The 25,877-nt window shown below is 65.4% G+C and carries 17 protein-coding genes and 2 tRNA genes; 3 read left to right on the top strand and 16 right to left on the bottom strand.

What is annotated here, in order from left to right:
- Window positions 1-116: 116 nt before the first annotated feature.
- From ACVOLQ_RS17070 to ACVOLQ_RS17095, 6 genes are all read right to left on the bottom strand, one after another.
- On the bottom strand, window positions 117-1,052 hold the full coding sequence (locus ACVOLQ_RS17070; RefSeq protein ID WP_481528746.1) for a TraB/GumN family protein: 936 nt from the start codon (window positions 1,050-1,052) through the stop codon (window positions 117-119).
- Window positions 1,049-1,987, bottom strand: a complete 939-nt coding sequence (locus tag ACVOLQ_RS17075; protein ID WP_481528747.1) for a DUF1684 domain-containing protein — start codon at window positions 1,985-1,987, stop codon at window positions 1,049-1,051. The genes ACVOLQ_RS17070 and ACVOLQ_RS17075 overlap by 4 nt, the downstream gene beginning before the upstream one ends.
- Complete coding sequence (gene mutL, locus ACVOLQ_RS17080) at window positions 1,987-3,846, bottom strand: DNA mismatch repair endonuclease MutL (protein WP_481528748.1); 1,860 nt, start codon at window positions 3,844-3,846, stop codon at window positions 1,987-1,989. Before mutL ends, ACVOLQ_RS17075 begins: the two co-directional genes overlap by 1 nt.
- A 296-nt stretch (window positions 3,847-4,142) precedes the next feature.
- Complete coding sequence (locus ACVOLQ_RS17085; RefSeq protein WP_481528749.1) at window positions 4,143-5,738, bottom strand: N-acetylmuramoyl-L-alanine amidase; 1,596 nt, start codon at window positions 5,736-5,738, stop codon at window positions 4,143-4,145.
- Between the two features lie 80 nt (window positions 5,739-5,818).
- The gene (gene tsaE / locus ACVOLQ_RS17090; protein ID WP_313169596.1) at window positions 5,819-6,298 is read right to left on the bottom strand and encodes a tRNA (adenosine(37)-N6)-threonylcarbamoyltransferase complex ATPase subunit type 1 TsaE; all 480 of its coding nucleotides are present in this window, start codon (window positions 6,296-6,298) and stop codon (window positions 5,819-5,821) included.
- Window positions 6,299-6,306: 8 nt separating this feature from the next.
- Window positions 6,307-7,779 carry an NAD(P)H-hydrate dehydratase gene (locus tag ACVOLQ_RS17095; protein WP_481528750.1) on the bottom strand — a complete coding sequence of 491 codons (1,473 nt, stop codon included), beginning with the start codon at window positions 7,777-7,779 and terminating at the stop codon, window positions 6,307-6,309.
- A gap of 23 nt (window positions 7,780-7,802) precedes the next feature.
- Between ACVOLQ_RS17095 and queG the strand changes: the two genes are divergently transcribed.
- Complete coding sequence (queG, locus tag ACVOLQ_RS17100; protein WP_481528751.1) at window positions 7,803-8,885, top strand: tRNA epoxyqueuosine(34) reductase QueG; 1,083 nt, start codon at window positions 7,803-7,805, stop codon at window positions 8,883-8,885.
- Window positions 8,886-8,993: 108 nt separating this feature from the next.
- Window positions 8,994-10,364: an exodeoxyribonuclease VII large subunit gene (gene xseA, locus ACVOLQ_RS17105; RefSeq protein ID WP_481528752.1), complete on the top strand. Its 1,371-nt coding sequence runs from the start codon at window positions 8,994-8,996 to the stop codon at window positions 10,362-10,364.
- Here the strand turns inward: xseA and ACVOLQ_RS17110 are convergent.
- The 3 genes from ACVOLQ_RS17110 to ACVOLQ_RS17120 all read right to left on the bottom strand — a co-directional run bounded on the left by ACVOLQ_RS17110 (window position 10,355) and on the right by ACVOLQ_RS17120 (window position 14,591).
- Window positions 10,355-11,569: a virulence factor family protein gene (locus tag ACVOLQ_RS17110; protein WP_481528753.1), complete on the bottom strand. Its 1,215-nt coding sequence runs from the start codon at window positions 11,567-11,569 to the stop codon at window positions 10,355-10,357. The genes xseA and ACVOLQ_RS17110 overlap by 10 nt on opposite strands.
- 85 nt (window positions 11,570-11,654) lie before the next feature.
- On the bottom strand, window positions 11,655-12,569 hold the full coding sequence (locus ACVOLQ_RS17115) for a M48 family metallopeptidase (protein WP_481528754.1): 915 nt from the start codon (window positions 12,567-12,569) through the stop codon (window positions 11,655-11,657).
- A 66-nt stretch (window positions 12,570-12,635) separates the two neighbouring features.
- Entirely contained in the window at window positions 12,636-14,591 is a 1,956-nt protein-coding gene (locus ACVOLQ_RS17120) for an SUMF1/EgtB/PvdO family nonheme iron enzyme (protein WP_481528755.1), read from the bottom strand.
- Between the two features lie 84 nt (window positions 14,592-14,675).
- On the opposite strand from ACVOLQ_RS17120, the gene rnd reads away from it, so the two are divergent.
- Window positions 14,676-15,758 carry a ribonuclease D gene (gene rnd, locus ACVOLQ_RS17125; RefSeq protein WP_481528756.1) on the top strand — a complete coding sequence of 361 codons (1,083 nt, stop codon included), beginning with the start codon at window positions 14,676-14,678 and terminating at the stop codon, window positions 15,756-15,758.
- 299 nt (window positions 15,759-16,057) lie between these two features.
- On the opposite strand, the gene ACVOLQ_RS17130 is transcribed toward rnd, so the two are convergent.
- From ACVOLQ_RS17130 to ACVOLQ_RS17160, 7 genes are all read right to left on the bottom strand, one after another.
- Window positions 16,058-16,133, bottom strand: a tRNA-Phe gene (locus ACVOLQ_RS17130).
- A 250-nt stretch (window positions 16,134-16,383) separates the two neighbouring features.
- Window positions 16,384-16,459, bottom strand: a tRNA-Ala gene (locus ACVOLQ_RS17135).
- Between the two features lie 1,038 nt (window positions 16,460-17,497).
- A complete protein-coding gene (locus ACVOLQ_RS17140; protein WP_481528757.1) occupies window positions 17,498-18,940 on the bottom strand; it encodes an amidohydrolase in 1,443 nt (480 codons plus the stop codon).
- Window positions 18,941-18,957: 17 nt separating this feature from the next.
- Window positions 18,958-20,769, bottom strand: coding sequence for an amidohydrolase family protein (locus ACVOLQ_RS17145; RefSeq protein WP_481528758.1), 1,812 nt, complete (start codon window positions 20,767-20,769; stop codon window positions 18,958-18,960).
- A gap of 14 nt (window positions 20,770-20,783) precedes the next feature.
- On the bottom strand, window positions 20,784-21,788 hold the full coding sequence (locus ACVOLQ_RS17150) for a FecR family protein (protein ID WP_282266782.1): 1,005 nt from the start codon (window positions 21,786-21,788) through the stop codon (window positions 20,784-20,786).
- Window positions 21,772-22,359, bottom strand: a complete 588-nt coding sequence (locus ACVOLQ_RS17155; protein ID WP_296253322.1) for an RNA polymerase sigma factor — start codon at window positions 22,357-22,359, stop codon at window positions 21,772-21,774. Before ACVOLQ_RS17155 ends, ACVOLQ_RS17150 begins: the two co-directional genes overlap by 17 nt.
- Before the next feature lie 52 nt (window positions 22,360-22,411).
- The gene (locus ACVOLQ_RS17160; protein ID WP_481528759.1) at window positions 22,412-25,777 is read right to left on the bottom strand and encodes a TonB-dependent receptor; all 3,366 of its coding nucleotides are present in this window, start codon (window positions 25,775-25,777) and stop codon (window positions 22,412-22,414) included.
- Window positions 25,778-25,877 lie beyond the last annotated feature (100 nt).

Here is a 25,877-nt window from a genome sequence, read left to right on the forward strand (position 1 = left end):
TTTTTGTGTTGGGGCTCCTTTTTTTTTTTATGCCGCTGGTAACCCGGCTATGCTCTGGCTGCTTTATAGTTCTTTGGTTTCGGGGATAACGCCGCTCCTACAACAAGCCAAGGCACTCAACGCTTGCAGGCGCTGCAGATCCGCTCGACCTTGTAGCCCTGGGCGCGCAGCTTCTCGACCACGCCATCGCTGCCCAGCAGGTGCAACGCTCCCACCACCACCAGCGTATTTCCGCGACCGGGCTGCAACCACTGCTGCAGGCTGGGCAACCAGGCGTTGTTGCGATCCACGTTGATCCGCTGGTACAGCCCCGGGTACTCGCGCTTCATCTGCGCGGCCATGTCCCGCCACAGCATCACATCGTCACCACGACGCCAGGCATCGTGCAGCTGCCGGCTCTGTTCGTCGCCCTTGTCCACCTGCTCCAGGGCTTCGCGCAGCAGCTGGCGCTGCTCGTCGATGCTCATGCTGTCGAGCATGGTGATCTGCGACGATGCACTTTCCAGGCCGACGGCGGGCTTGTTGGCCTGCGCGGCACGATCCATCAGGTGCCGATCCAGCCCGGACTTTGGATCCAAGCCCTGGCGGGTCATCTGCGCGATGCTGATGGTCAACCCCACGAACCACGGCTTGAGCCCCGCCAGCCGGTCAACCGGCATGTTGTTGGCAGCACCCCAGGCCTCCAGTTGCTGCCAGGTCGCCGGGTCCAGGTCATCCTTGAGCTGCCGGCCATCTCGGCGCAGCGCCGCCTGCATCATCTGCGCTGCCAACTGCGGCGAGTTCATCTCCTCCGGTGACAGTTCGAACAACAGGCGCTGCGCACCCGCGAACGCCCGGTCCACGTCAGCGGACAGCGGATAGTCATCGGCCTTGAGCAGATGAAAGGACCCCAGCAGGTAGAGCTCACTGCCCTGCCCGCCACTGACCTTCCACAGCAGCGGTACCGGCGGCTGCTTCGCTGGCGACTTTGGTGCTGCAGCGCCTGCCAGCAGCGGCGTCACTGCGAGCAGGCAGGTAACCAGCAGCAGGCCCATGCGCTTGATCCAGCTCATGCGGCCGGCTCCTTGGACTTGGCGTAAGCCTTTTCACCAGCCTCCACCGCCATGTCCAGGCGATTCTCCGGCGGTGGCAACGGACAGGTGGCGAACGCGGTGAAGGCACACGGCGGGTTGTAGGCCCGGTTGAAGTCGATCACCACCTCACTCTTCGCGTTCGGCACCTCGATATCGATATAGCGCCCGGCCGCATAGCTGCCACGGCCACTGGTGCGATCAGCGAAGATCACCTGCAGCGGGCGTCCAACATCGCCCAGCGCCTCCAGACGCCAGGTGCGTCCATCGCGCTCGAACTCGATTGCGCCGGCGTTGGCCAACTCGGTGGTCAATCCGGTGATATCGACAATCGGAATGGTCTTGTTGACGTCATGCGGCACGAAGCGTGCGGTGATGCGCCAGCTCGGATCCGCCGGCCAATATTCCAGATGGCTGAAGTTCACCCGCGCCGGTGCGTCAGCATGCTTGACCCGCAGGCCGAAGCGTTCGCCGCGTTCGATCAGGCTGATGATGCCCTTGTCGTCGTCGAAGTGGATCAGCGTCGGTACTTCGGCATGGTCGCTATGCAAGGGAATCCTTCCCTTCACCACCTGCCCATCGACCTTGACCGAGACACCGGGCTCCGGCGCGAAAAACCACGCATTGCCTTCGCGCGTCACCAGACCCATGCGCGGAGGCCCCACTGCCAAGCGGATTCCACTGGTGCTGCCACTGCCGATGTAATGCGCCTTCAGGTCCAGCCAATGCAGGCCGACCAGGCTGGTCCAGCCATCGGGTGCCAGCAGCTCTACCAGGCGCTGCTCGCGCCACAGTTCGTTGTCATGCGCGAACGTGGGGTCCGCCTGTACTACCGGCCCGGTGTTCTTCGCATCATCGCCGCAGCCACCGAGCAGCATCGCGGCAATCAAGGCCGCGCCCCCCAATACGTGTCTCATCAACGCCCCCGCAGGAACCAGCGATCAATTTCAGCCAAGGAGAAGCGCGCCCAGGTCGGGCGGCCGTGATTGCACTGCCCCGAGCGCTCGGTGATCTCCATGTCGCGCAGCAAGGCATTCATTTCCGGGAGGGTCAGCCGTCGATTGGCGCGCACCGCGCCGTGGCAGGCCATCGTCGACAACAGTTCGTCGCGCGCGGTGGCGATGCGGCGGCTTTGCCCGTGTTCGCGCAGATCGCCAAGCACATCGCGCAGCAGGCCTTCCGGCTCGGCATTGGCCAGCAGCGCCGGAATGCTGCGCACATGCAGCGAGCCCGGGCCGGAACGGGTGACCTCGAAACCCAGCGCAGCCAGGGTGGACGCCTCGCGCTCGGCGGTATCCGCGTCACGCTCGCCCACCGCCAGGGTCATCGGCACCAGCAACGGCTGCGCATGCAGGCCGATACCGTCGTGCGCGTTCTTCAGGCGTTCGTAGCCGATGCGCTCGTGGGCGGCATGCATGTCCACCACGATCAGGCCTTCGGCGTTCTCGGCCAGGATGTAGATGCCGTGCAGCTGGGCGATAGCGTAGCCCAGCGGCGGCACGCCGGCCTCGTTGGAGGTCGGCGGCAGGGATGGACCCGCATCCATCTGCCGCGGCAGATCCGCATCGCCATTCACCGATGAGTACAGCGCCGCATATGCCGAGGGCGCTTCTGCCACCTGCAGGCCCAGCGGCGACTGCCGCGCCTGCCAATTGCCATTGCCACCGCCACCTGCATTGCCGCCAGGGCGCGACAGCATGTAGCCACCTGCGCTGTAGCTGGGTGCTGGCTGCGCCTGCGGATCGACCGGATGCGATTGCCCTGCGGTGGGCTCCATGCCGGCGCGGGTTTCCGCCAGCGCATCCTTCAAGGTGCGGTAGACGAAATCATGGATCAGGCGCGAATCGCGGAAGCGCACTTCGTGCTTGGCCGGATGCACGTTGACGTCGACACGGGTTGGATCCAGCTCCAGGAACAGGACGTAGGCCGGCTGTCGGCCGTGGTACAGCACATCGCCATAAGCCATCTTCACCGCATGGCTGACGCTGCGGTCACGCACCGAGCGGCCGTTGACGTAGAGATACTGCTGATCCGCGCTGGCCCGCGAATACTGCGGCTGCGCAATCCAGCCATGCAGGCGCAGGCCGGCGGCACTGTGATCCACGCGCAAGGCCTGGCGTGCGAAGTCCTCGCCCAGGGTTTCGCCCAGACGTGCATCCGAATACAGATCACCGGGCTTGTAGCGCCGCGAGGGCTTGCCGTTGTGCGAGACACGCAACTCCACGTCCGGGCGCGCCAACGCCAGTGAACGCAGCCATTCCTCGATATGGCCAAGCTCGGTGCGCTCGGCGCGCAGGAACTTGCGCCGTGCCGGCACGTTGTAGAACAACTCGCGCACTTCCACGGTGGTACCGGGCGCGTGCGCACGCGGGGTCACGTCGCCGAGCTCGCCGCCCTCGATCTGCAGCGCCGAGCCATGCTCGTCGTCGGCACGCCGCGAAGCCAGGGTGAAACGGCTGACCGAGGCAATCGACGGCAGGGCTTCGCCGCGGAAGCCGAGCGTGGCCACCGACTCCAGATCGTCCAGGCTGGCAATCTTGCTGGTGGCATGGCGCGACACCGCCAGCGGCAGCTGTTCGGCAGCGATGCCGCCGCCGTTGTCGCGGATGCGGATCAGGCGTACGCCGCCTTCTTCCAGATCGATGTCCACGCGGGTCGCACCGGCATCGAGTGCGTTCTCGACCAGTTCCTTGACCACCGAGGCGGGACGCTCAACCACCTCGCCGGCGGCGATCTGGTTGATCAGGATTTCCGGCAGCGGACGGATCGCATTCATGCCGCACCGCCAGAGGTTTGCAGCGCCTTGGCGGGGGACGGAAACAAGGATTGATGGGGGATCAGGCTGACGTCATGCATGCCCACGATGATAGCCGAGCATGGGCCGAACACCGCGATCAGAGCGCCAATCCCTTCCCCCTTCGGGAGAAGGTGCCCCGAAGGGGAGGCCAGCCGACATTGCCAGCATGCAGCAGAAAGAACCGGACAAGAACTGGTAGTTCATCGATCCGACTTCGCCCTGCCCTCACCCCAACCCCTCTCCCGCGGGGAGAGGGGCTCAAAGCAGGCGCTGTGTTACTTGCTACCACCCGCAACGGTGCCAGCAGCTGCATCCATCTCGGCCTGGGCGCGGGCGGCGAACAGGGTGCCCGGCGGCGGCTGCCGGCTGAAGAAGGTGTGCACGCCATCCAGTACCGCACCGGCGATACGGCGCTGGTAGGCCGGATCAATCAGGCGGCGCTCTTCATCCGGGTTGGAGATGAACGCGGTTTCGACCAACATCGCCGGCATGTCCGAGGTGCGCAGCACGGCGAAGTTTGCCCGCTCAAGGTTGGGCTTGTGGTTGTTGCCGATCCGCTTGAGGCCGCCGAGCACGTGCCCTGCCGCATCTTCTGAAGCCTTCATGTTGCCGCTCTGGGCCAGATCCAGCAGCACGTTGGCCAAGGTGCCTTCGGTACGGCTGAGGCTGACGCCACCAATCAGGTCGGCGGCATTTTCCTTGTCCGCCAGCCAGCGCGCACGCTGCGAAGACGCGCCCTTGGTCGACAGCACATAGACCGAAGACCCCGTCGCCGAACGGTTTTCAGCCGCATCGGCGTGGATCGAGATGAAGATGTCAGCCCTCGCCGCACGTGCACGCTGGGCGCGCATCGGCAGCGGGATGAACACATCGGTGTCGCGGGTCAGGAACGCGCGCAGGCCCGGCGTTGCGTTGACCTGGCGGGCAAGTTCACGTGCAACCGCCAACGTCACGTCCTTCTCGCGCTTGCCAGTGGGGCCGACGGCACCCGGATCCTGGCCACCGTGGCCCGGATCGATGGCAACCACCAGATTGCGCATGCCCGGCGCCATCCGAATTCGTGACGCGTCACTTGGCATGACCGGACGCGGCGCAGGCGCCGGCGTTGCCGCAACCGGTGCGGCAGCCGCTGGAGCCGGCACGATGGGAGTAGGCACACCGGTGGCGATGGTGGTACGGACCGGCGCGCCCTGTCCATTGAGGATGGCCGCTGGCGAGGACGAAGAAGACCCCGTCGGCGGGTTGCCGGCTGCGGCCACGACCGCCGTGGCGGTTGCTGGGGCTGGATTTGCTACGGCCGGGGCCGGCGCTGGCGTAGCGGCCTGCTGGCGTACCGCAGCCGTCAAGGCAGCGGTAGCACGGGCCGCCTCGGCACGCGCCTGCTCGGGGGTTACCGTCGGCGGCGTTGCCGGCGGCACAGATGCGGGCGGCGTGCTTGTGCTTGCCACCGGTGCAGCCGTTGCGCGCGGCGCGGTTTCACCCGGCCATTCGATCAGCAACTTGGATTCAGCGCCCTGCCCCTGCATCTGCGGCTTGAACGCGGCCACCGATTCGGCCAGGTCAAACACGATGCGGAACGTGCCCGGCACCGGGTTACCGGTGCGCACGGCGGTGACCACACCCGCTGGCGCAGGCAACTTGAGGCCGCGCACGCCGGTGGATTCGGGAAAATCGATGACCAGCCGATTGGGACCGGCCAGGCTGATGGTCTTGTAGCTGCCACCGCCCGCCAGCTGGATTTCGGCACGGGTGCCAGTGGCGCCGGCGCTCAAACCCAGCCCACGGATCTCACCGGCCCACGCGGAAGCGCTGGCCAAGCACAGGCCGGCGACGGCAACAGACAATGCAAACAGGCGGTTTCCCGTAGTCATGGGCGGATTCAATCACCGGAATTCGGTAATTGCAACATTTTTTCCCTTAATAATCCGCAACCTGCCGTAACTTCCTGTAGTCACAGGGCAGAAAGCCCCTGCAAGTGGGGCGTTTTGCGCAACTGCTGCAGCCAGGCCTCCCCCACCGGACTCTGCGCCTGTAACCGCGCACGGCGACCATGGCCGTCGATCTCCAGCGCCACCAGCAGGTCGACCGGCGGCAGTCCGCCCGCCCCGCGCTCGGGCCATTCGATCAGCCACAGGTCGGCGCCGGCATCATCCAGACCGAGGAAATCCAGCTCGCCGGCATTGCCAATCCGGTACAGGTCCAGATGCCAGGCCTCGCCGCTGTCCAGTGGATAGCGTTCGATCAAGGTATAGGTGGGGCTGCGGATCGGCCCCTGCACGCCCAGCGCGCGCAACAAAGCACGGGCAAGGGTGGATTTTCCGGCCCCCAGATCACCATGCAGATGAACCACCGCCTGCGCGGGCCGGGTCTGTGCCAGGGCCTGACCCAGCAGGTCGGTGCTCTCGGCTTGGGGCAATGACAATTCGATCATGGGAGACATTATGGATTGGCCAGCGCCCGCAGGTGCGGCAATAGATCGCGCGGCAACAGCCCGCGCTCACCTTCGGCGGCCGCTGCATCGCCGGCCAGGCTGTGCAACAAGGCGCCAGTGCTGGCCGCATCAAACAGCGACAGGCCCTGCGCCACTACGGCGGCGATGGCGCCGGTCAGCAGATCACCCATGCCGCCGACCGCCATGCCCGGATTGCCCGCGGCAATCACCCGCGGCAGCTGCCCGGGCGCGGCGATCACCGTACCAGCGCCCTTGAGCACCACCACTGCCGCATAACGCGCTGCCAAGGCCTGCGCTGCTGCAAAGCGATCTCGCTGGATGCTGGCAGTATCGGTGCCGAGCAGGCGCGCGGCCTCACCCGGATGCGGGGTGAGAATCGCCTGCGGCAGCGGCCGCGGATCGGCGGCCAGCAGATTCAACCCATCGGCATCCAGTACCAGCGGCTTGCCGCTGGCCAGCACCGCCGACCACAAGGCATGCGTCCAATCATCCTGGCCCAGTCCAGGCCCCAGCGCGATGACGCTGGCGCGGGCAAGCAAGCCTGCGAAGTCCTCGGAACTGTCGACAGCGTGCACCATCGCTTCGGGACAGCGCGCCAACAACGGCGCCACATGCAGCGCGCGTGTCGCCACACTGCACAGACCGGCACCACCGCGCAGCGCAGCCTCGGCAGCAAGCATCACCGCGCCGCCACTGCCGTGGTTGCCGCCGACGCACAGCACATGCCCGGATTCACCTTTATGGGTATTGAGCCGACGTGGTGGCAGCATCCGCAGCAACTGCGGCCTGGCCCAGCGCAGCGCGCTTGCGCTGACACCCTCAAAGGCGACCGCGGGCACCTCCAGATCAGCCAGCAAGCGCTGCCCGGCATGCTCCAACGCCGCACCCGTGTGCAGCCCCTGATGCGGCACGATGAACTGCAATACCCGCGCCGCACGCACCGCCGCGCCGGCCACGTTGCCGCTGAGCGCATCAACGCCACTGGGCACATCCAGCGCGAATACCGGCGCCGGTGCAGCATTCATTTCTGCAATCAGGGCTGCATCATCGGTATCTGGCGCGCGGCTGAAGCCGATGCCATACAGCGCGTCGACGATCAGATCGGCTTGTTGCAGGCATTGCGACGCAATCTCAACGTGGCCGCCAACGGCCAGATAATCCGTGCAGGCGCGCTGCGCCAAGGCTGTGCGCGGCGACGCGTCCGGCAAATGCAGCACGCTGACGTCACGCCCGGACTGGCGGGCGTGGCGGGCCAGCACATAGCCGTCGCCACCATTGTTGCCGGGCCCGCACACCACCACGATGCGCCGCGCCTGCGGCCAATACTGCAGCGCGGTCTGCCAGGCGGCATGGCCGGCGCGCTGCATCAGCAGGTAAGCATCGCCACCCAGGGCAGCGGTCGCTTGCCCATCAATCTGGCGGGCAGCGGCGATATCGAACAATTCGACGGGCTCTGACATGCCGGCAATTCTATACTTGCGCCATGTCTGAAGCCGTTACCGCCGCAAACCCGGCGCAGTTGTCGCTGCGCATCCACCAGCTTGCCCGTGAGGCAGGCTTCCAGCGCTGCGGGGTCAGCGGCATCGAGCTGGGCGAGGATGAGGCACACCTGGCCGACTGGCTGGGCAAGGGCCTGTACGGGACGATGGAATGGATGGCCCGCCACGGCACCTTGCGGGCGCGCCCACAGGAACTGCTGCCCGGCACGCTGCGGGTGATCTCGGTCGGCCTGGATTACGGCCACAAGGACGACGCCGAAGCCTGGGCAACCTTGAATGATGGCGAGCGCGCCTATGTGGCGCGCTACGCGCTGGGCCGCGATTACCACAAGCTGATGCGCAACCGCCTGCAGAAGCTGGCCGAGCGCATCGCCGACGAGATTGGCCAGTTCGGCTACCGGGTCTTCGTCGACTCGGCGCCGGTGCTTGAACGTGCACTGGCGCGCAATGCGGGACTGGGCTGGATCGGCAAACACACCTGCCTGATCGACCGCAACGGCGGCTCCTGGTTCTTCCTCGGCGAGATCTACGTTGACCTGCCATTGCCGGTGGATGTGCCGGCCACCGCGCATTGCGGCAGTTGCACGCGCTGCATCGATGTCTGCCCCACTGCCGCCATCATCGCCCCGCATCGGCTGGATGCGCGCCGTTGCATCTCCTATCTGACCATCGAGCATGAAGGCGCGATTCCGCTGGAAATGCGCCCCCTGATGGGCAACCGCATCTATGGCTGCGATGACTGCCAGCTGGTGTGCCCGTGGAACAAGTTCGCCCGGCGTACCGACGAGCCGGACTTCCGCGCCCGCAACAACCTGGACACCGCCACCCTGCCCGAGCTGTTCGCCTGGGAAGAAGACGAGTTCCTGCGCCGCACCGAGGGCAGCCCGATCCGTCGCAGCGGCCATGAACGCTGGCTGCGCAACATCGCCGTGGCGCTGGGCAATGCCGTGCCCTCTCCCGCCGCAGAGCAAGCGCTGCAAAGCCGCCAGACGCATGCATCCGACGTGGTGCGCGAACATGTGCAGTGGGCCTTGCAGCGGCATGCCGACACCACCCAGAAGCCCTGACCCTGCTCCAACATCGCCGGCCAGCGCAATCGCTCCCGTAAGATAGGGACCGTCAGCTCGCCTGCGCCCCGGCGCGGACCGGCGCCCTATCGGCATAGCAGTTGAACCATGACCTCCAGCAACGACGTCCTCACCCCCAACCAGCTCAACACCTTGGCGCGCGACCTTCTGGAGAGCACGTTCCCGATGGTCTGGGTGGAAGGCGAACTGGGCAGTGTCAGCCGACCCGCTTCCGGGCACCTGTACTTCACCCTGAAAGACGCACGCGCGCAGGTGCGTGCGGCGATGTTCAAACCCAAGAGCCAGTGGCTGAAGTTCCTCCCGCGCGAAGGCATGCGCGTGCTGGTGCGCGGTCGTTTGACGCTGTACGAAGCACGCGGCGACTACCAGCTGATCCTCGACCACATGGAAGAAGCCGGCGAAGGCGCGCTGCGCCGCGCCTACGACGAACTCAAGGCCCGGCTCGAAGCCGAGGGCCTGTTTGACCCAGCACGCAAGCGTCCGCTGCCAGCGCACGTGCGTCGGCTGGCGGTGATCACCTCGCCCAGTGGCGCGGCGGTGCGTGACGTACTGAGCGTGCTGGAGCGGCGTTTCCCGATGCTGGAAGTCGAGCTGCTGCCGTCGCTGGTACAGGGCGCCACCGCCGCACCGCAGATCACCTCGCTGCTGCGCCAGGCCGATGCCAGTGGCCGTTACGACGTGATCCTGCTGACCCGCGGCGGTGGCTCGCTGGAAGACCTGTGGGCCTTCAACGATGAACAGCTGGCGCGTGCAGTCGCCGCCAGCAACACGCCGGTGGTCTCGGCGGTAGGCCACGAAACCGACTTCAGCCTGAGCGATTTCGCCGCCGATCTGCGCGCACCGACGCCATCCGTGGCCGCCGAGCTGCTGGTTCCGGACCAGCGCGATCTTGCGCTGCGGGTACGCAGGTTGGCGCAACGCCTGCAGCAGCTGCAGGTCCACGCGATGAGCCAGGCCATGCAACGCGCCGACCGTGCTGCCTTGCGGCTGCAGGCACATAGCCCGCAGGCACGCCTGAACCTGCTCAAGCATCGCCAGGAAGCGGCCTTCGCACGCCTGCACGCCACCTGGCAGCAGCAACAGGAACGTCGCGCATCTCGACTCCGCCACGCTGCCACCGTGCTGCGCAGCACCCAGCCGCAGCGCCGCTTGAATGCATTGGCCGAGAAGCTGGCAACCCTGGCACCGCGCGCCCATGCGGCGATGGCGCGCCAGTTGCAGCGCGATGCATTGCGTCTGCGCGGCGTCGCCCGCTCATTGGAAGCGGTGAGCCCCCTGGCTACCGTGGCGCGTGGCTATTCGATACTGACCAGGCTTGAGGACGGCGCCCTGGTCCGCAGCGCCGGGCAGGTCAAGCCCGGCGAACAGCTGCGCGCCCGTCTGGCAGAAGGCGAGCTGCAATTGAGGGTTGAGCAGATCCGCGCAAAGCCAGCGCCCGGCGATTCCACTCAGGGCTGAGCCAGCGCCGCGTCCCAACGATCGACAATGATCCGCGCCAGCTTGCCCGGATCACGATCGAAGTGATGCCCACCGGGGAGCTCAACCACCTGCATGTGCGCATCACCTCGCAGGTCGCGGCAAAGGCTGTCCTTCTCATCCACCCCGTAAACACACTGGTGCGCGACCGGCTGCAAGCCGGCCAACGCAGGCTGCACAGGCACTTCCTGGGCCCGGAACCAGCCCAGCCAGCCGCCTACCCGCACCTCGAAATCCGCACCGTGGGCAAGCCCCAACAAGGACACCAGCCGTACCGCGCGGCGTTGCTCCCCGCTGAGCAGCGGATAGGCGAAGGGCAGCACATCAGCGCCAAACGAATAGCCAACCAGCGCCACGTCGTCAGCCTGCCAACGCTGCCGATAAGTGCGCACCACATTGTCCAGATCGGCACCTGTCTGTGCAGCGGTACGTTTCTTCCAGAAGTAACGCAGGCTGTTCCAGCCGACCACGGAAACGCCGCGTTGGTTGAGTTCGTGCGCCAGCCCCTTGTCCAGGTCACGCCAGCCGCCGTCACCGGAAATCAACACCACCAGCCGCTTGCTGCCTGCAACCGGCATCTCGACCAAGGGCAGCGTCGCCACACCCTGTACAGGTGCAGCGTTCAGCGCCGCCGATACCGCCGCCAACAACGCATCCTCCGGCAAGGACTTGACCTGCACAGCTGCCGTTCCGCCAACGCAGCTGGCATTGCTTAATGCTGCGCCGTCCGCGGTAACCAAGGCCGCAGCAAACTCGCCAGGTGCGGCACCGGCCGCGCTGTCGCGCACCAAGCCGGCACTGCTGCCCTGGCCGACCAGCACCGGCAGGTAGAACTGCCCGGCACGCTCGCGCTTGAGCAGCTTCTGGGCAAGCAACGCTGCATCATCGGCCATCGCGCGACAGCTGCCATTGCCGTTCCGCAATTGCCGTCGATAGCGCGCCGCATCCACCACCGACACCCATGCGCCGGCGTGTGCCAGCCGCCCGGCAAACTGCCTGCGCTGAGTCCGCGACAAGGCAGGGTCGGCAAAGTAGATCACCAGGCCTCGTGCCGCGACCGGCGGCTCCACCACCTCCACGCGGCCGTAGCGGCCTGCGGACAGCTGTCCGGCATGTGCCGCCCAGCCCCAGCCGACCGCCACCATGATCAACAGCACGCCCAACACCGGCAACGCTCCACGTCGCATCCGCAACCTCTGGCCACACAGCAGGAACGCCGGCGAGCATCCTCCGGCCTTCGTTACGTGCTTGTGCAGTGCGTCGCGGCCGGTGCTAGCGGGCGGCTGCACCGGCCGCGCAGTAGCGCTGCCGGTACTCCAGTGCCTTGGGCATCAGCGCCTGCAGATTCTGGATGCGGGTGCCCGGATTGGGGTGCGTGGAAGAGAACTCCGGTGGTGCCTGGCCACCGCTGGCCTGGCTCATGCGCTGCCACAGCGGCACCGCTTCTTCGGGATTGAAGCAAGCCGCGGCTGCCAGCATCAGTCCAACCTCATCGGCCTGGGTTTCGTGCGAGCGTGCATACGGCAGCAGGTAGCCATAGCCCATCGCCGACATCATCATCTGTTGCTGCTGGACATCCATGCCACTGGCAGCACCAGCCATCTGCCCGATCTGGGTCAGCTTCTGCTGGGCCATGCGTTGGGCACCATGCCGCAACAAGGCATGGGCGATTTCGTGCCCCATCACCACCGCCAGCGCATCGGCATTCTGCGCGACCGGAATCAAACCGGTATACACCGCCATCTTGCCGCCGGGCAGGCAGAACGCATTGGCCTCATCGGACTGCAGCACGTTCACGTCCCACTCGAAGTCCTTGGCGAAGTGCTGCGGCTGCAGGCCGTGCTCCTGCGCCAGCGAGGTTTCCACCACGTCGACCTTGGCGATCAGGCGGCTGGCGATCTCGCGCACCTGGCGGGCGATCTGCGAGTTCGGATCGACCGGCCGCTCCTGTGCCAGGATTTCCTGATAGGCCTGCAAGCCCATCGCCTTCTCTTCATTGGCGTCCAGCGAACTGTCGATCAGCACCTTCTCGCCGGTATACGGGTCCACCGAGCGATTGCCAAAGTAGTAGCAGCCCCCATAGACCGCAAAGCCCAGCAGGATCACCCAGCGGATATTGCCGAACAGGCCACCACCACGCCGACGTTGACCGCCATTGCCTTGGTTACCGAAAGGATCTTGTCGCATGGTTGGATTCCGTCTGGGCCGGGCTGGCTTTGGCCGATGGTACCGCTAGCGTACGCCGCGGCAAGGTCAAATTCCGCGTACCAAGCGGAAGCCGATACGCGCCGAGGTGACGTCCGAGTCCTGTGACTGCCGCCACGCCGCACGGGTCTGCTCCGGCGCATTGGCCCAGTTGCCGCCACGGATCACCCGTTGCCGGCACCCCGGGTTGAACCAGGCCGCGCCATCGGCTGGTGCACGCCGGTAGCTGGCGTGCCAGCAATCGGCCACCCACTCGCTGACATTGCCGCTGATGTCATGCAGGCCCCAGGCATTGGCACGGAACATGGCGACCGGCGCCGTGCCCCAGAAACCATCGCCGTAGCCGATGAAGGCATTGTTCCAGTGCCGGCCGCTGGGCGACACGTCCAGACTGCCGGTGAAGTTGCCGCTGTTCTCCGGTGGCGTCATCGACCGCCCCCACGGATAGCGACCTTCGCTGCCAGCACGCAGCGCGTATTCGAACTCCGACTCGCTGGGCAGCCGGTAGTAACGCCCGGTCTGCTCGGACAACCAGGCCGCATAGGCTTCGGCATCACGCACACTGACATGCATCACCGGGCTGTTGGGCGCGGCCTTGACGCCGTTGTAGTCGGACTGCCAATCCACCCCGCTGCGGCGGATGAAATTGCCGCTACGCTCGTCATAGACGATGGAATGACCGCGGCGTGTTGCACGCGGGCGCGCCTTGGCCGCTTCCACGAAACGGCGGAACTCGGCCACGGTGACCTCGGTGATCGACATCGCAAAGCCACGCTCGAAGCGCACCAGATGCTGCGGACGCTCGGCATCGCTGCTGCCGATCTCGCCCTCGGCCGCACCCATCTGGAAGCTGCCATACGGCACTACCACCATCTGCGGCCCGCGGCTGCCATCGCTCAGGGCATCACTGAACACCTGCCCGGGACGGAAGCTGCCGTAATGGGTGACCAGCTCGATACGCTCGCGCAGCAAGGCCACGGTGCGATCCCCGGGCAATGCGATCCGCTCGGCCTGTGCCAGTTTCAGGCGTGCATCCTTCAAGCCCTTGGACGAGACCAGGTCACGCAGGCCACCTTCGCGCAGGGCATCGAGCTGGGCGGTGCGAATGCCCTCGATACGCGTACGGGCATCTTTCAGCGTCACCGCCTCGCCACGGATTGTGGTGGCCTTGTCCAGCCATCGCGCTGCGGCGGCGAAGTCCGAATCCACTGCCGCGGCACGCTCGGCGCGACGGATCAAGCCGCTCTCGACCGCCGCCAGCCCCTGCCGGGCGCGACTGTTGAGCGGGTCGGCAGCCAGCACTTCACGGAACGCCGCCTGTGCACCTCCGCCATCCTCACCAAACTGGTGCTGGCGCAGTGCCTGCTCCCCTGCGCGGTTGAGCGCCAACAGACGCCGGGCAACCGCGATACGTTGCTGCAAGGCCTGTTCGGCCTTCCCTTCCGGCGCCAATGCCACCGCAACCCCGGCGATTTCGGCAGCCTGCGCCAGTGCCTGTCGCTGGTTCTCCGGTTGCGCCATCAGGGCCGTGGCCTGTGCCCGCAGACGCTGCCGGGCCTTCTCCAGGCCGCGCTGGGCGCCGCGGTCCTGCGGCTGCTCGGCCAGGATCGCCAGATACAGCGGGATGGCATCCTGCGCATCGCGGTACAGCCGGTCCTCGGCCAGCGCCTTGTCGGCCGCCTTGCGTGCTTCGGCCAACTGCCCGGGCTGCAGGCTGACCTCCGGCGCGTTCCACACCGGCAGCGCGATGCTCTCCACCTGCGGAGCAGGATCCGGCGTCGCCGCCCCCGCCTCCGCCTTGGCGGCAGCTGCCGCTTCGGCCTTGGCCTCGGCACGCGCTTCGGCACGGGCTCCCAGTCGCTCGACCAGACCCGGGCTCTTTGAAGGTTCGGCATTGGGCGCAGCCGGAGGCGGTTGCGGCGCGCCGCCGCCACAGCCCGCCAGCGCCAACAACAGCACCGTCAAACCCAACAATTGGCCGGTTCTACCCAAAAACGCCTCCATTACCTTGCACACTTTCCCGGGAGCGGCCCGACGTTAGGCTATTCTCGCCTGCCTGAGCAAACCCTGCAGTTGACGGAACCCCACGTGGCTTACTGGATCAAACACCCGGCGGAGTTGGAAGAACGCTACCGCCAGCGCCCGAGCCGGATCGGGCTGGACACCGAATTCATCCGCGAACGCACCTATTGGCCGCAGCTGGCCCTGGTACAGATGGCGGTCGGCGATGAAATCCTGCTGATCGACCCGCTGATACCGGGCATGTGCGAGGCCTTGAAGCCCTGGCTGACCGACACCTCGATCACCAAGGTCATGCACAGCGCCAGCGAAGACCTAGTCGCCTTCAAGTGTGCCTGCGACGCACTGCCACGCCCACTGTTCGATACACAGATCGGTGCCGCACTGGCCGGCATCGGCGGCGGCATGGGCTACCAGAAGCTGGTCGCCGAGGTTACCGGCGTCACCCTGCCCAAGGGCGAGACCCGCTCGGACTGGCTCAAGCGCCCGCTCAGTGACGCGCAGCTGGAATACGCCGCCGACGACGTCGAGTATCTGTTCGCCCTGCACGACACCATCAGTGCCAAGCTGCAGGCCGCCGGCCGCATGCAGTGGCTGCAGGATGACGGCGAGCGTTTGCTGGCCAGCGTCGAAGGCGATGAAGGCGAGCATTGGCCACACCTGTCGATGCGCTCCTCGCAGGCACTGGAGCGCGATGCGCAGCTGCGGCTGCTGCGGCTGCTGCGCTGGCGTGACCAGCAGGCACGCAGCAGTGACAAGCCACGCAGCTGGATTCTGGACAACGAACTGGCCAACCTGCTGGCACGCAACCCACCTACCGATTACGACGCCATGCTGAAAGTTTTCGGCCGCTTCCCCAAGGCCCCGCGCAAGCTGGCCCAGCAGGTATGGGAAGCACTGAACACCCCGCTTGCCGACGAAGCCGATGCACCGATGGCACTGCAGGCCACCGACAGCAACAAGAGCGCGCTCAAGCGCCTGCAGGACGCCGTCAGCAAGCGCACAGCGGAACTGGAACTGCCCGAGGGCCTGCTGGCCTCACGCAAGCACCTGGAAGCACTGCTGGAAAGCGGCAACTGGCCGACCGCCCTGGCCGGCTGGCGCCGCGAACAGCTGGAACCCGTACTGCGCCCATTGCTGCCAAGCAACTGAGCACCCAAGCCCCGACCAGGTCGGGCCCGCAGCAAATGCCAAATGTAGTGCCGAGCCATGCTCGGCAAGAACCACCAAAAAACCCACAGAACCGCTCCTGTAGGAGCGGCGCAAGCCGCGAAGCAAACGATCCATGAGATCCCAGGCCAGCAAGGCGGTTTCACCACCGCCAGCCTCGCGGCTAACGCCGCTCCTACAAACCGCAAACGCAAAGCACCACCACAATCGCAACCGGTGCAAATCCGATGCAAAAGAACAACAAAAAAGGGCTCGCATTTCTGCGAGCCCTTGAAATTTTTTGGTGGCCGAGGACGGAATCGAACCGCCGACACGGGGATTTTCAATCCCCTGCTCTACCAACTGAGCTACTCGGCCACTTTGTTTTGTTTTCGTCGGCGTTGCTGCCGTCGAGGAGGCGTATATTACGGAGCTATTTCGGTTTCGGCAAGCCAATTTCACAAAAATTTTCACATCCGCCGAAAATTCCTCGAAATGCCTTGTGTAGCGAGGCTTCACACGCAGAAGCCGCGCCGCCACATGGCGAAAAATTCGCCAAACCACCTATTCCCAGCGCAAAAACGCAAAAAAGCCGCATCATCCAATGCGGCTTCTTTGCTTGAAGATTTGGTGGAGCGGAGGAGGATCGAACTCCCGACCTTCGCATTGCGAACGCGACGCTCTCCCAGCTGAGCTACCGCCCCACACGGTGAACCGAGCATAGCGCTGTTGCCCGCGTCACGCAAAACGCCCCGCCCCAATCGAACACGAGCGGCGACCCGATGGAGGGGTCGGGTCGCCGCCCGAGGGCGCGATGGGCTACCCAGCAACATCACTGTGGCGGTGTCGTCCCCCTGATGTACGTGAGAAGGGAACGAGCGATAGCGATGGCCGCAGATCCTTCACCCCCCACCGAACTTCGCTGATTGTGGACGATCCGCATCCAGCCTCCGACCATCCCGGCGTCCTATGGTGGCAGTAAGCCGACTCACAGAAGCCGGCCCAATGCGTGTCCAACTGACCGAACGCCAGGTAGTCACTATCAAGCCCAAGAGCGTCCTTATGAAGTGCGGGAATCCGAAGAGCGCGGACTGATCCTGACCAGTGCAGCCATCGGGTCACAAAGCATCGTTGGCGTCGTGGGCGCATGGCGAGTGCTGAGCCTTTGGAGCGACCACTGTAATCACACTGGATCTCGCCACGGCCAAGAGGTAATCCAGCCATGCCATGGCTGAGTACCCACAATCAGGCTTACGGGCGGGCGACAGCGGCTTGGTGGATGCCTCTGGTGGCACAGATTTGAGGCTAGCTACTAAATCCCTGCATGGGTTCGACCTTGTTCCTGCGGAGAAATCAGCAATTCCTACAAGAAACGACGACCGCGCCCTCTCACCCTCCGGAAGTCAAGATCGCTTTGCAATGACATCAAGATTGCACAGACCGATTCGAAGCTTTGCGGTTCTGCGACACGCTACCTGTCGCCTGCCCTTAAACTTGATCCAGACATTATTAGATGCCTTCGGACTGGAAACACATGTGCATCCATGAAAACTCAAATGCTGATTTCAGAGGGAGAGTCCAGGCCTTACTGGCTCTAACACGAACGGCGACCCGATGGAGGGGATCGGGTCGCCGCCCGAGGGCGCGATGGGCTACCCAGCAACATCACTCCGGCCGCCACCTTGCCCACGCAGCGGTGAAGCCCGCGTAGAACCAAGATTGCAATCGCGCGACAGCGTGCCTCAGTCCTTGGTCTTGCGCCGGTAGTCCAGCGGCGGCGCATCCCGCTGCAGCAGCGGCACATAGCGGAAGCCTGCGCCGCGGCGCTCGTCGAACTCCTGCTTGGCCTTGGCTACCAACTCCGGCGACTGCAGCAGCTGCACGCCGGCCAGGGCCATTACCTTGGCGGCATTCAACGCTCCTTTGGAACCGATCGACATCCCCGATGCCGCTACTGCCTGCCAGCTGTGCGCTGGGGTTCCGGGCACCCAGGTGGCTGTACTGACGCCGGCCGTGGGGACGTTCCAGCTGACGTCGCCAACATCGGTGGATGCGCTGCCCGCCTGATCCGCACGGTAGGGCTGCAGCTGTGTTGCCACCTGCAGGTCCGGGCGCTTTTCCAGGCTCTCCTGCAGCTTCTTAGCGAATGCCTGCTCGGCCGGATCGTACTGCACGCCGCCAACCTGCTGCAGCGCTGTCTGCATCACCTGCCCAAGCGTGTCATTGGGCAACAGCGAGTACACGCCACCGGTCGGCTCGAATTCGACCGTGGTACCCGTGCCCATTGCCGCGCCTTCGGCTGCCTTCTGCAGGCGTTCGATCACATCGCGCACCACCGCCGGGTCGGTATGGCGCACGTAGTAATACGCCTCGGCCGCATCCGGCACCACGTTGGGAGCGGCGCCGCCATTGCTGATGACGTAATGGATGCGAGTGCCGTCGGGCACATGCTCACGCATCAGATTGGCCATGTAGTTGAAGGCCTCAACGCCGTCCAGCGCGGAGCGGCCGCGCTCGGGAGCGATGGCGGCGTGGGCGGCGCGCCCGTGGAAACGAAACTTGCCGCTGATGTTGGCCAGGGTGGTGCCTTGTGCAGCGGAATTCTCCGCGGACGGATGCCAATGCAGCACCACATCCACATCATCGAACAGCCCCGCCTTGGTCATGTATACCTTGCCGGAGCCGCCCTCCTCCGCCGGCGTTCCGTACAGCCGCACTTCGCCGGGCGTACCGGTCTGCTGCATCCACTGCGCCAAGGCGCGGGCTGCGCCGACCGATGCCGCACCAAACAGATTGTGGCCACAGGCCTGACCCGCGTCCTGGCCGGCGATGAGGCTGCGCACCGGCTCCGCCGCCTGGGCCATGCCGGGCAGCGCATCCATTTCTGCCAGCAGCCCGATCACCGGGCCCTTGCCGCCGTTGCGAAAGCTTGCGACGAAGGCCGTCGGCATGCCAGCAACATTGGCCTGGATATGGAAGCCGGCCTGTTGCAACTCCTTCTGCAACAGCGCGGATGATGCATGTTCCAGATAGCCGAGCTCGGGCTGCTGCCACAACTGTTGCCCAACCTCAGCCTGCCGTTGCGAGTAACCATCCAGCGTACTGATCACGTCCGCGGCAAGCGCCGTTCCTGCAAGAGGAAGCAACGCTGCCAGCAACGCGGCACGCAGATAACGGGTCTTCATCCAGCCAGCCCCACGCATCAATAGAAACTGACGTTGTCGATCTCGAACCACAGCTTGCTGCCGGGTTCGCCGCTGCCGGAGACAACCAGCTGCTGCAGGTCATCGCCCTTCCACACCGCCACGGGTGCCTTGGCGCGATACGGCGGTTGGCCCTGCAGTGCGGTGAACGGAATCTCTACCGTCTGCCATTGTGCCCCGGCCTGCAGTGGCGCAATGAAGCGGCGATTGCCCAAGGCCCGCACTTCCAGCCGCAATTCCGGTGCGCTGCCGCGCAGCTCCAAGCGGATGCCGCGATAGGCACGCGCATCCACCGGCGCCACCGAACCGCGGCTCAGCGGCAGGATCGTCGCAGCGAAGGCAGTGTCCTTGCTGGACAGCTTGGCCTGGGTCGCCAGTGCGTTGCCGCCGGTTTCGCGTGCGACGATCTCGGTGACCTGCGCGGTACGGTCGTTACCGCCATCGGCCTCGTCCACGCGCAGCGTGTCCAGCGCGGTACGGCCATCGCTGCGCTCGAAGTCATCAACCAGAGCCTGCACCGGCTGCGCTGGCAAGGCCAAGGCCTTGTTGCCGGCCGGCAACACCGCGCCCTTGCCTTGCACCTGGCGTCCGGCCACGTAGACCTGTTGCGTATTGCGAACGTCGCCGATGCGCTCCCACGGGCGACCGTTTACCAGCAACAGATCCGCACGCTTGCCGACCTCGATGCTGCCACGGTCATTCACACCCAGCGCCTTGGCGCTGGCCGACGTACCCGCCAACAGCGCCTCGCTCGGGGTCAGCCCGGCCTGCACCAGTAGTTCAAGCTCACGCAGGGTAGATGTGCCATGCGGTGTGCCGGTCATGCCTGCATCGGTGCCCACCACTACCGGGATACCGGCATCGTGCAGCGTCTTGACGTTATGCAAGGCATTGGCGAAGTTCTGCTCGCGCTGGGCCAGCACATCCGGCTTGGCGTTGTTGCGCCCGCTGCCATCGACGCGCTCGGGCAGATACACCGCAAGCGAGGGTGCATAGGCGGTACCGTGCTCGCGCATCAACGCGATCAACTCGTCGTCAACCGCACCGTCCTGCACGCTGTGCGCGATCACGTCCACGCCCGCACGTGCGGCGGCCTTGCCGCGATTGACCATCACCGTATGGGTGAACACCTTGAGACCGTTCTTGTGCGCCTCGTCAACCAGCGCGGTGAGGGTTTCCTCGTCCATGCTGCTGTTGTCGGCAGCATTGGAATAGCGCCAGCCATCGGTGAAGGCCTTGATGAAGTCCGGCTTGTAGGCGGCCACCGCACGCACGCCTGCACGCGCGGCCTCGGGTGAGTTCACCCAGCGCGTGGTGTTCTCGTCACCCCAATCCGCGCCATGGCCGAGCGGCGTGCTCATGCGCGCGGCGAACTTGACGTCGGGTGCGGCAATCGAGGCCAGCCATGCACGGCGCGGCGCATAGGCTTCTGGCGGCTCGTGGAAATCGCTGACCGTGGTGACGCCGGCCGCCATGTAGAGATTCGCCACCTGCGGCAACTCCGACGGCGTGGCGTTCGGCGTCCAGTGCGTGTGCAGATCGAACAGCCCCGGCAGCAGCGCCTGGCCACGTGCATTGACCTCGCGTGCGCCCTTGGGGGCTGCCAGCTCGGCGCCGATGGCGGCGATACGACCGTCCTCGACCAGCACGCTGGCCGCATAGGGTGCTCGGCCGGTGCCGTCGAAGACCATGGCATCGCGGATCAACACGGCCTTGCCACCGGCAGTAGCGGCCACGCTGGCCTGCCCTGCCCCCAGTAACGCCGCGGTAAGCACCGCCAAGGCGAAACCACGCTTTCTGTTGTAATGCATGTTCGTATCCGGATTCATTGCATGGACCGCGCCGCCTGCGGCGCAGCATCAGGGGAGCTCAGCCGCACCACGTCTCCGCGCTGCTGCACCACCAGGCCAAGGCTCAGCGCGACACTATTGGCGAAGCCGCGCGGGTCACTGGCCGAATACAAGCCAACGATGCGGCGACTGCCAACCAGCGGGTCATCGATGACGATGCGGGTATCGCTATAGCGCAGGAACTGCGCCGCCGCCACCGACAAGGTGTCGCCATTGAACGACAACATGCCTTCGCGCCAGGCCAGTTGCTGGTCCACATCATCCGTGGGCACCGCCTCGATGCGGATACCGTGGCTGCGGTTGGCCAGCGCGCGGTAGTTGGCCACCAGCCGCGCAGGGGCGACCGCGCCCTGGGTATCGGTCACATCGACGATGCCCTCGCGCACCAGCACTTCCACGCCGCCGCTGCGGCGCTCGGTGAGGCTGACCGCGAAACTGGTGCCTACCGCGGTGACATCGGTTTCCTCCGCGCGCACCACGAACGGGCGTTGCGGATTCTTGGCCACATCGAACAAAGCCTCGCCTTGCAGCAGATGGATATCACGGCGAGTCGCGCTGAACTGCACCCGCACCTGCGAGTCCGAATCCAGCGTGATCGCCGAACCGTCCTGCAGCGGCACGCGCAGGATCTCGCCCTTGCGGGTGGCGAAGTACTCAGCCCCATCGTCCTGGCGTTGCACGCCGATGGCGAGCACGCCAACCACGGCAGCCAGGCCCATTGCCCAGCGCAGTACGCGCCGCGCCCGTCGTGGCGCGCGTGCGGTGAATGCACGGTCCATTTCGCCGGCCGACAGCGCGCGTGCGCGATCAGTACGTGCCAGCACTGCATGGGCGCGGGCATAAGCGCCAAAGTGGCGCGTATCGGCTTCCAGCCAGGCATCACGTTGCGCACGTTCCTCCACCGTGAGTTGCGCGCGGTCCTCGCGCGCCACCCAACTGGCGGCTACATCATCAATACTCGCATCAGCGCCGACGCGCATGCCTTGCTCCTTCCGCGGCGAACCGCTCACTACTCTTCTGCATTACGTCGTCATCACGCTTCATCGAATCCATCAATACCCGGATTCCCTTGCAGATGTGTTTCTCCACGGTGTTCTCGCTGATCTGCATGCGTTCGGCGATCTCGCGCTGCGAGTAGCCCTCCACACGCCGCAGCACGAACGCCTGCCGACACTTGTCCGGCAGGCTCTCGATCAAAGCGCCTATGCGCGCCAGCTCCTGTCGTGACGAGGCCATCCGTTCCGGGCTGACTTCGTCGCCAACAATGGCGACACGGTCGATCTCGGCAACGGCCTCGATCGACACCACCTGCGCGCGCCGCAACTGCTGCAGCACCACCGAGTGGGCGACCGAGTACACATAGGCCTTGGGCTGCAGGATGTGCGATACATCCGCCATTCCGGCGAGGATGGCGTAGGTCTCCTGGATCACGTCATCCACGTCCTGGCGCAGCGACAATCGCCGCCGCAGCCAGTCCCGCAGCGCGGGCTCGCAAGGCAATATGTGCTCGGCCAACCAGCCGGCACGCTCCCGGGCAAGCGCCGCGTTCATCGCGGCACCTGCCCGGCTCCCGCCACAAGGCGGAATGGAACGTTTTTCTGCATCAGAACGCCTTGCTCACGTTGACATACCAGTAACGCGGGTTGGCCTGGTAGACACCCGACGGGTAACCGAACACATCGTCGGAGATCGGCGGGCGCTTGTTGGCGATGTTGTTGGCACCGACCTTGACCGCCACGTTGTTGAGCCAACCTTCGCGTGCAAAGTCGTACTTGACGAAAGCATTGGCCAGCGTCTGCGACTTCACCGTCCACGGCGTGCCATCGGCCAGGGTCAGGCCATTCTCGACGTAGGAACTGGCATAACGCGCGCTCGCACCCATCGACAGCTGCTGGTAACGCCAGGTCAGCGTGCCGGACCACTTCCATTCCGGGTTGCCGCCATTGCCGATCAGGTCGCCACCACCGGTGATGCGGATCGACGGATCCACCAGCCCAGCGGACTTGGCATCTTCCAGCGCCTGCAGTGCCGGCGAACGCTGGCGATAGAACTCGATCAGGTGGGTACCGGTAACCGAAAGATCGAAGCGACCGATCGCGGTTTCCGGCGAGTTCCAGCTGAAGTTGTAGTCAACGCCACGCAGGGTCTGCGGCTCCAGGTTGACGTACTGGTCGGTGACGTACAGCACCTTGCCGGCAGCAGCCAGACCGGTGCCGGCGAAGCGGGCGATGTCGTCAGCGGTCGCATCTGCACGCACCACCGCCGAGTTGCTACCGCCCTGCTGGCGCAGCATGTAGTCCAGGATCAGCGCATTGCCTTCGCCGAACAGGCCGATGATGCCCTCCTGCTCGTACTTGTAGTAATCGACGGCGAAGGTGAAGCGACCGTAGTTTTCCGGGATGAAGCGCGGCTGGAAGACCAGGCCGGCGCTGGTATTGGTGGAGGTTTCCGGCTTCAGGTCCGGGTTGCCCGAGCGCCGCGCGGTGGTGGAGTAGCTGTAGCCGCCGCAGTTGGCGAAGGCCGGCTGTGCACCGCTGCGCTTGTCCGCCTCGCACTGGATGTAGTCGGTGCGGGTGTTGGAACGGCTCACCACTGTGGCGTTGATCTGCTCCAGGTTGGGCGCACGGAAGCCCTTGGCCCAGGACGAACGCAGGGTCAGGCCGTCAAACACCTGCCAGCCCAGCGCCAGCTTCGGCTTGGCGACATTGCCGAAGTCGTTGTAGCGCTCGGCGCGGCCGGCCACCTGCAGGTCAAGCGAGCGCACCAGCGGGATGTTCATTTCCGGCGACACCAGCGGTACCGAGAACTCGGCGAACAGACCGGCGACAGTGCGCGAGCCATAGGTGTCCGGGGTCGGGCTGACGCCGTACATGTCACTGGGATAGGCAACGCCGGTGATCGCATCGGTGAAGGTCACCGAACCATCGACGCGTGCATCGCGATCATCGCGCTGGGTTTCGTGGCGCACTTCCAGGCCCGCGGCCATGCCGACATCGCCAGCCCAGGTCTTGAACAGGTCTGCGCGCGAGGCCTTGAAGTCCCACAGGAACAGCTCGGTCTTGCTCTGGCGCTGCGCCTTGTAGAAGAACTGGTCCAGCTTGTCCCAGTCATTGCAGCCGCCGCAGAACGGGTTGTAGGCCGATGCGGTGGGATTGGCCAGGGCTTGCTGGAACAGCGACATGCTTACTGCATCCTGCGTGTCCTTGACCCTGGCTGCCGAGTACAGCGCAGCGCTTTCCCAGTCAAAGCCGTAGTGGAAGCCACGCAGGCCGGCCAAGGCACGCACCTGGGTGTTGTTGACCTCGATGCGGGTTGGCCGCTCGAAGCGGTAGCTGGTGATGGTCACCGGCACGCCGTTGGCGCCGATGTTCAATCCCTGCAGCCGGTTCGGGTTGAGCGAACCGTCGGGCAGGTACATCGCGCCGAAGGGGTTCCAGTAGTTGCTGGCTGCAACCGTCATCGGCAAGGCGGTGATGGTGTTGACACCGTTCTGCAGGCTGTAGGCGCGCGAGTTGTAGACGCCTGCCTCGCTGAAGAAGGACAAGCCGTTGTCGAAATCATGCTTGCCGGTGACGAACAGGTTCAAACGACGCACGTCCGGGCTGATCGACAGCGGATATTGGCCCTGCTGGTTGTCGCGCAGATTGGCGTCGGCACCGGAAGTGGCCTTGCTGCCAGACTGCACGCACAAGCCGTCAGCAATGGTCGCCGCACAGCCGCTGTTGCTGGTCGGCTGCACATGGAAGGCACCGGCGGTGGTGGTCAGCCAGGTGCCGTTCTGCGACACGCGCGGGCCAACCACGGTGAAGTTGCCCCACGGGCTGTTGGTGTTACGGTTGTCGGTGCCCGCCAGGCCTTCAAACGGCGTGCCGAGGAAGTCGGCCGCACGGTTACCGTTCTTGGTCCAGTCCTGGTCCAGCGAGTTCAAGCCGGTGGTGTTGTAGTAATTGAAGGCGATGGTGATGTTGGAGCGCAGGTCCTCGGAGTTCTTGCCCCACATGCCATTGACGCCGATATCGCGCAGGTCGGTACCTTCACCGAACCCCTTCTGCACGCTGATGGTGCCGCCGTCCATGTCGTCGCGCAGTACGTTATTGACCACGCCGGCCACCGCATCGGTGCCGTAGATGGCGGCCGCGCCGTCCAGCAGCACTTCAACACGACGCAGGTTGGACACCGGCACCGCATTGGCGTTGTAGGTCAGCACCGGCACCAGGTTGCCATCGGCCTGGCTGGTGGGGTGGACCACGGTGCGGCGGCCATTGATCAGCAGCAGGGTATTGCCGACGCCAAGGCCGCGCAGGTTGACCGAGGCGATGTCGCCGCGTGCGTAGTTGGAGCTGTTGCCACCATTGGTGCCACTGAACGAGACATCGCCCATCTGCGGGATGGAGCGGTACAGCTCGTCGCCGGACACAGCGCCGGTGGCCTCGATCTGCTCGGCCTGCAAGGTCGCCACCGGCAGGATCGCGGCGGTCTTGGCGCCCTTGATCTGGCTGCCGACCACGGTGATCTGGTCCAGCGTGCTGACGCTGGGGCTGGCCGCTGCCGGCATGGGCTCGGCAACCTCCTGCGGCGCAGCCGGAGCTGCGGCCTGCCCGGCGGCCAGGCCACCCAACCCACCGAGCGAAGCCAGCATCGGCGTTGCCGCGCGCAGGGTGATGGTGCGGCCGTCGTCCGAGGCCACGCTCAGGCCGGTGCCGGTGAGCAGTCGGGCCAGCGCCTGGCGCGGCTCCATCTGCCCTTTCAACTCGGCGACTTCGATGCGCTGGGCGCCACCTGAATGCGCCGGGGCGATGATCTGCACGCCGGCCTGGCGGGCAAATTCAGGCAATACATCCTCGATGTTGCCTGCTTGAAGGTCGAACTGCGGCGGCGCTGCCAGCGCCGGAACGGAGGCGCAGAGCGCCACAACTGCCAAACCGCCGCGGATAGCGCTAGCAAGCGGCAACAACTTGAATGAACGCATGGATGAATCCCCAGAAAATGACGCGAATGACGGCAACCTCTGCCCCCTTGCATCACTTGATGCATGACCGCGCCGGTTCCGCCATTCCATCGTCATAGTG

It is taken from the genome of Stenotrophomonas sp. STEN031, from assembly GCF_056759975.1.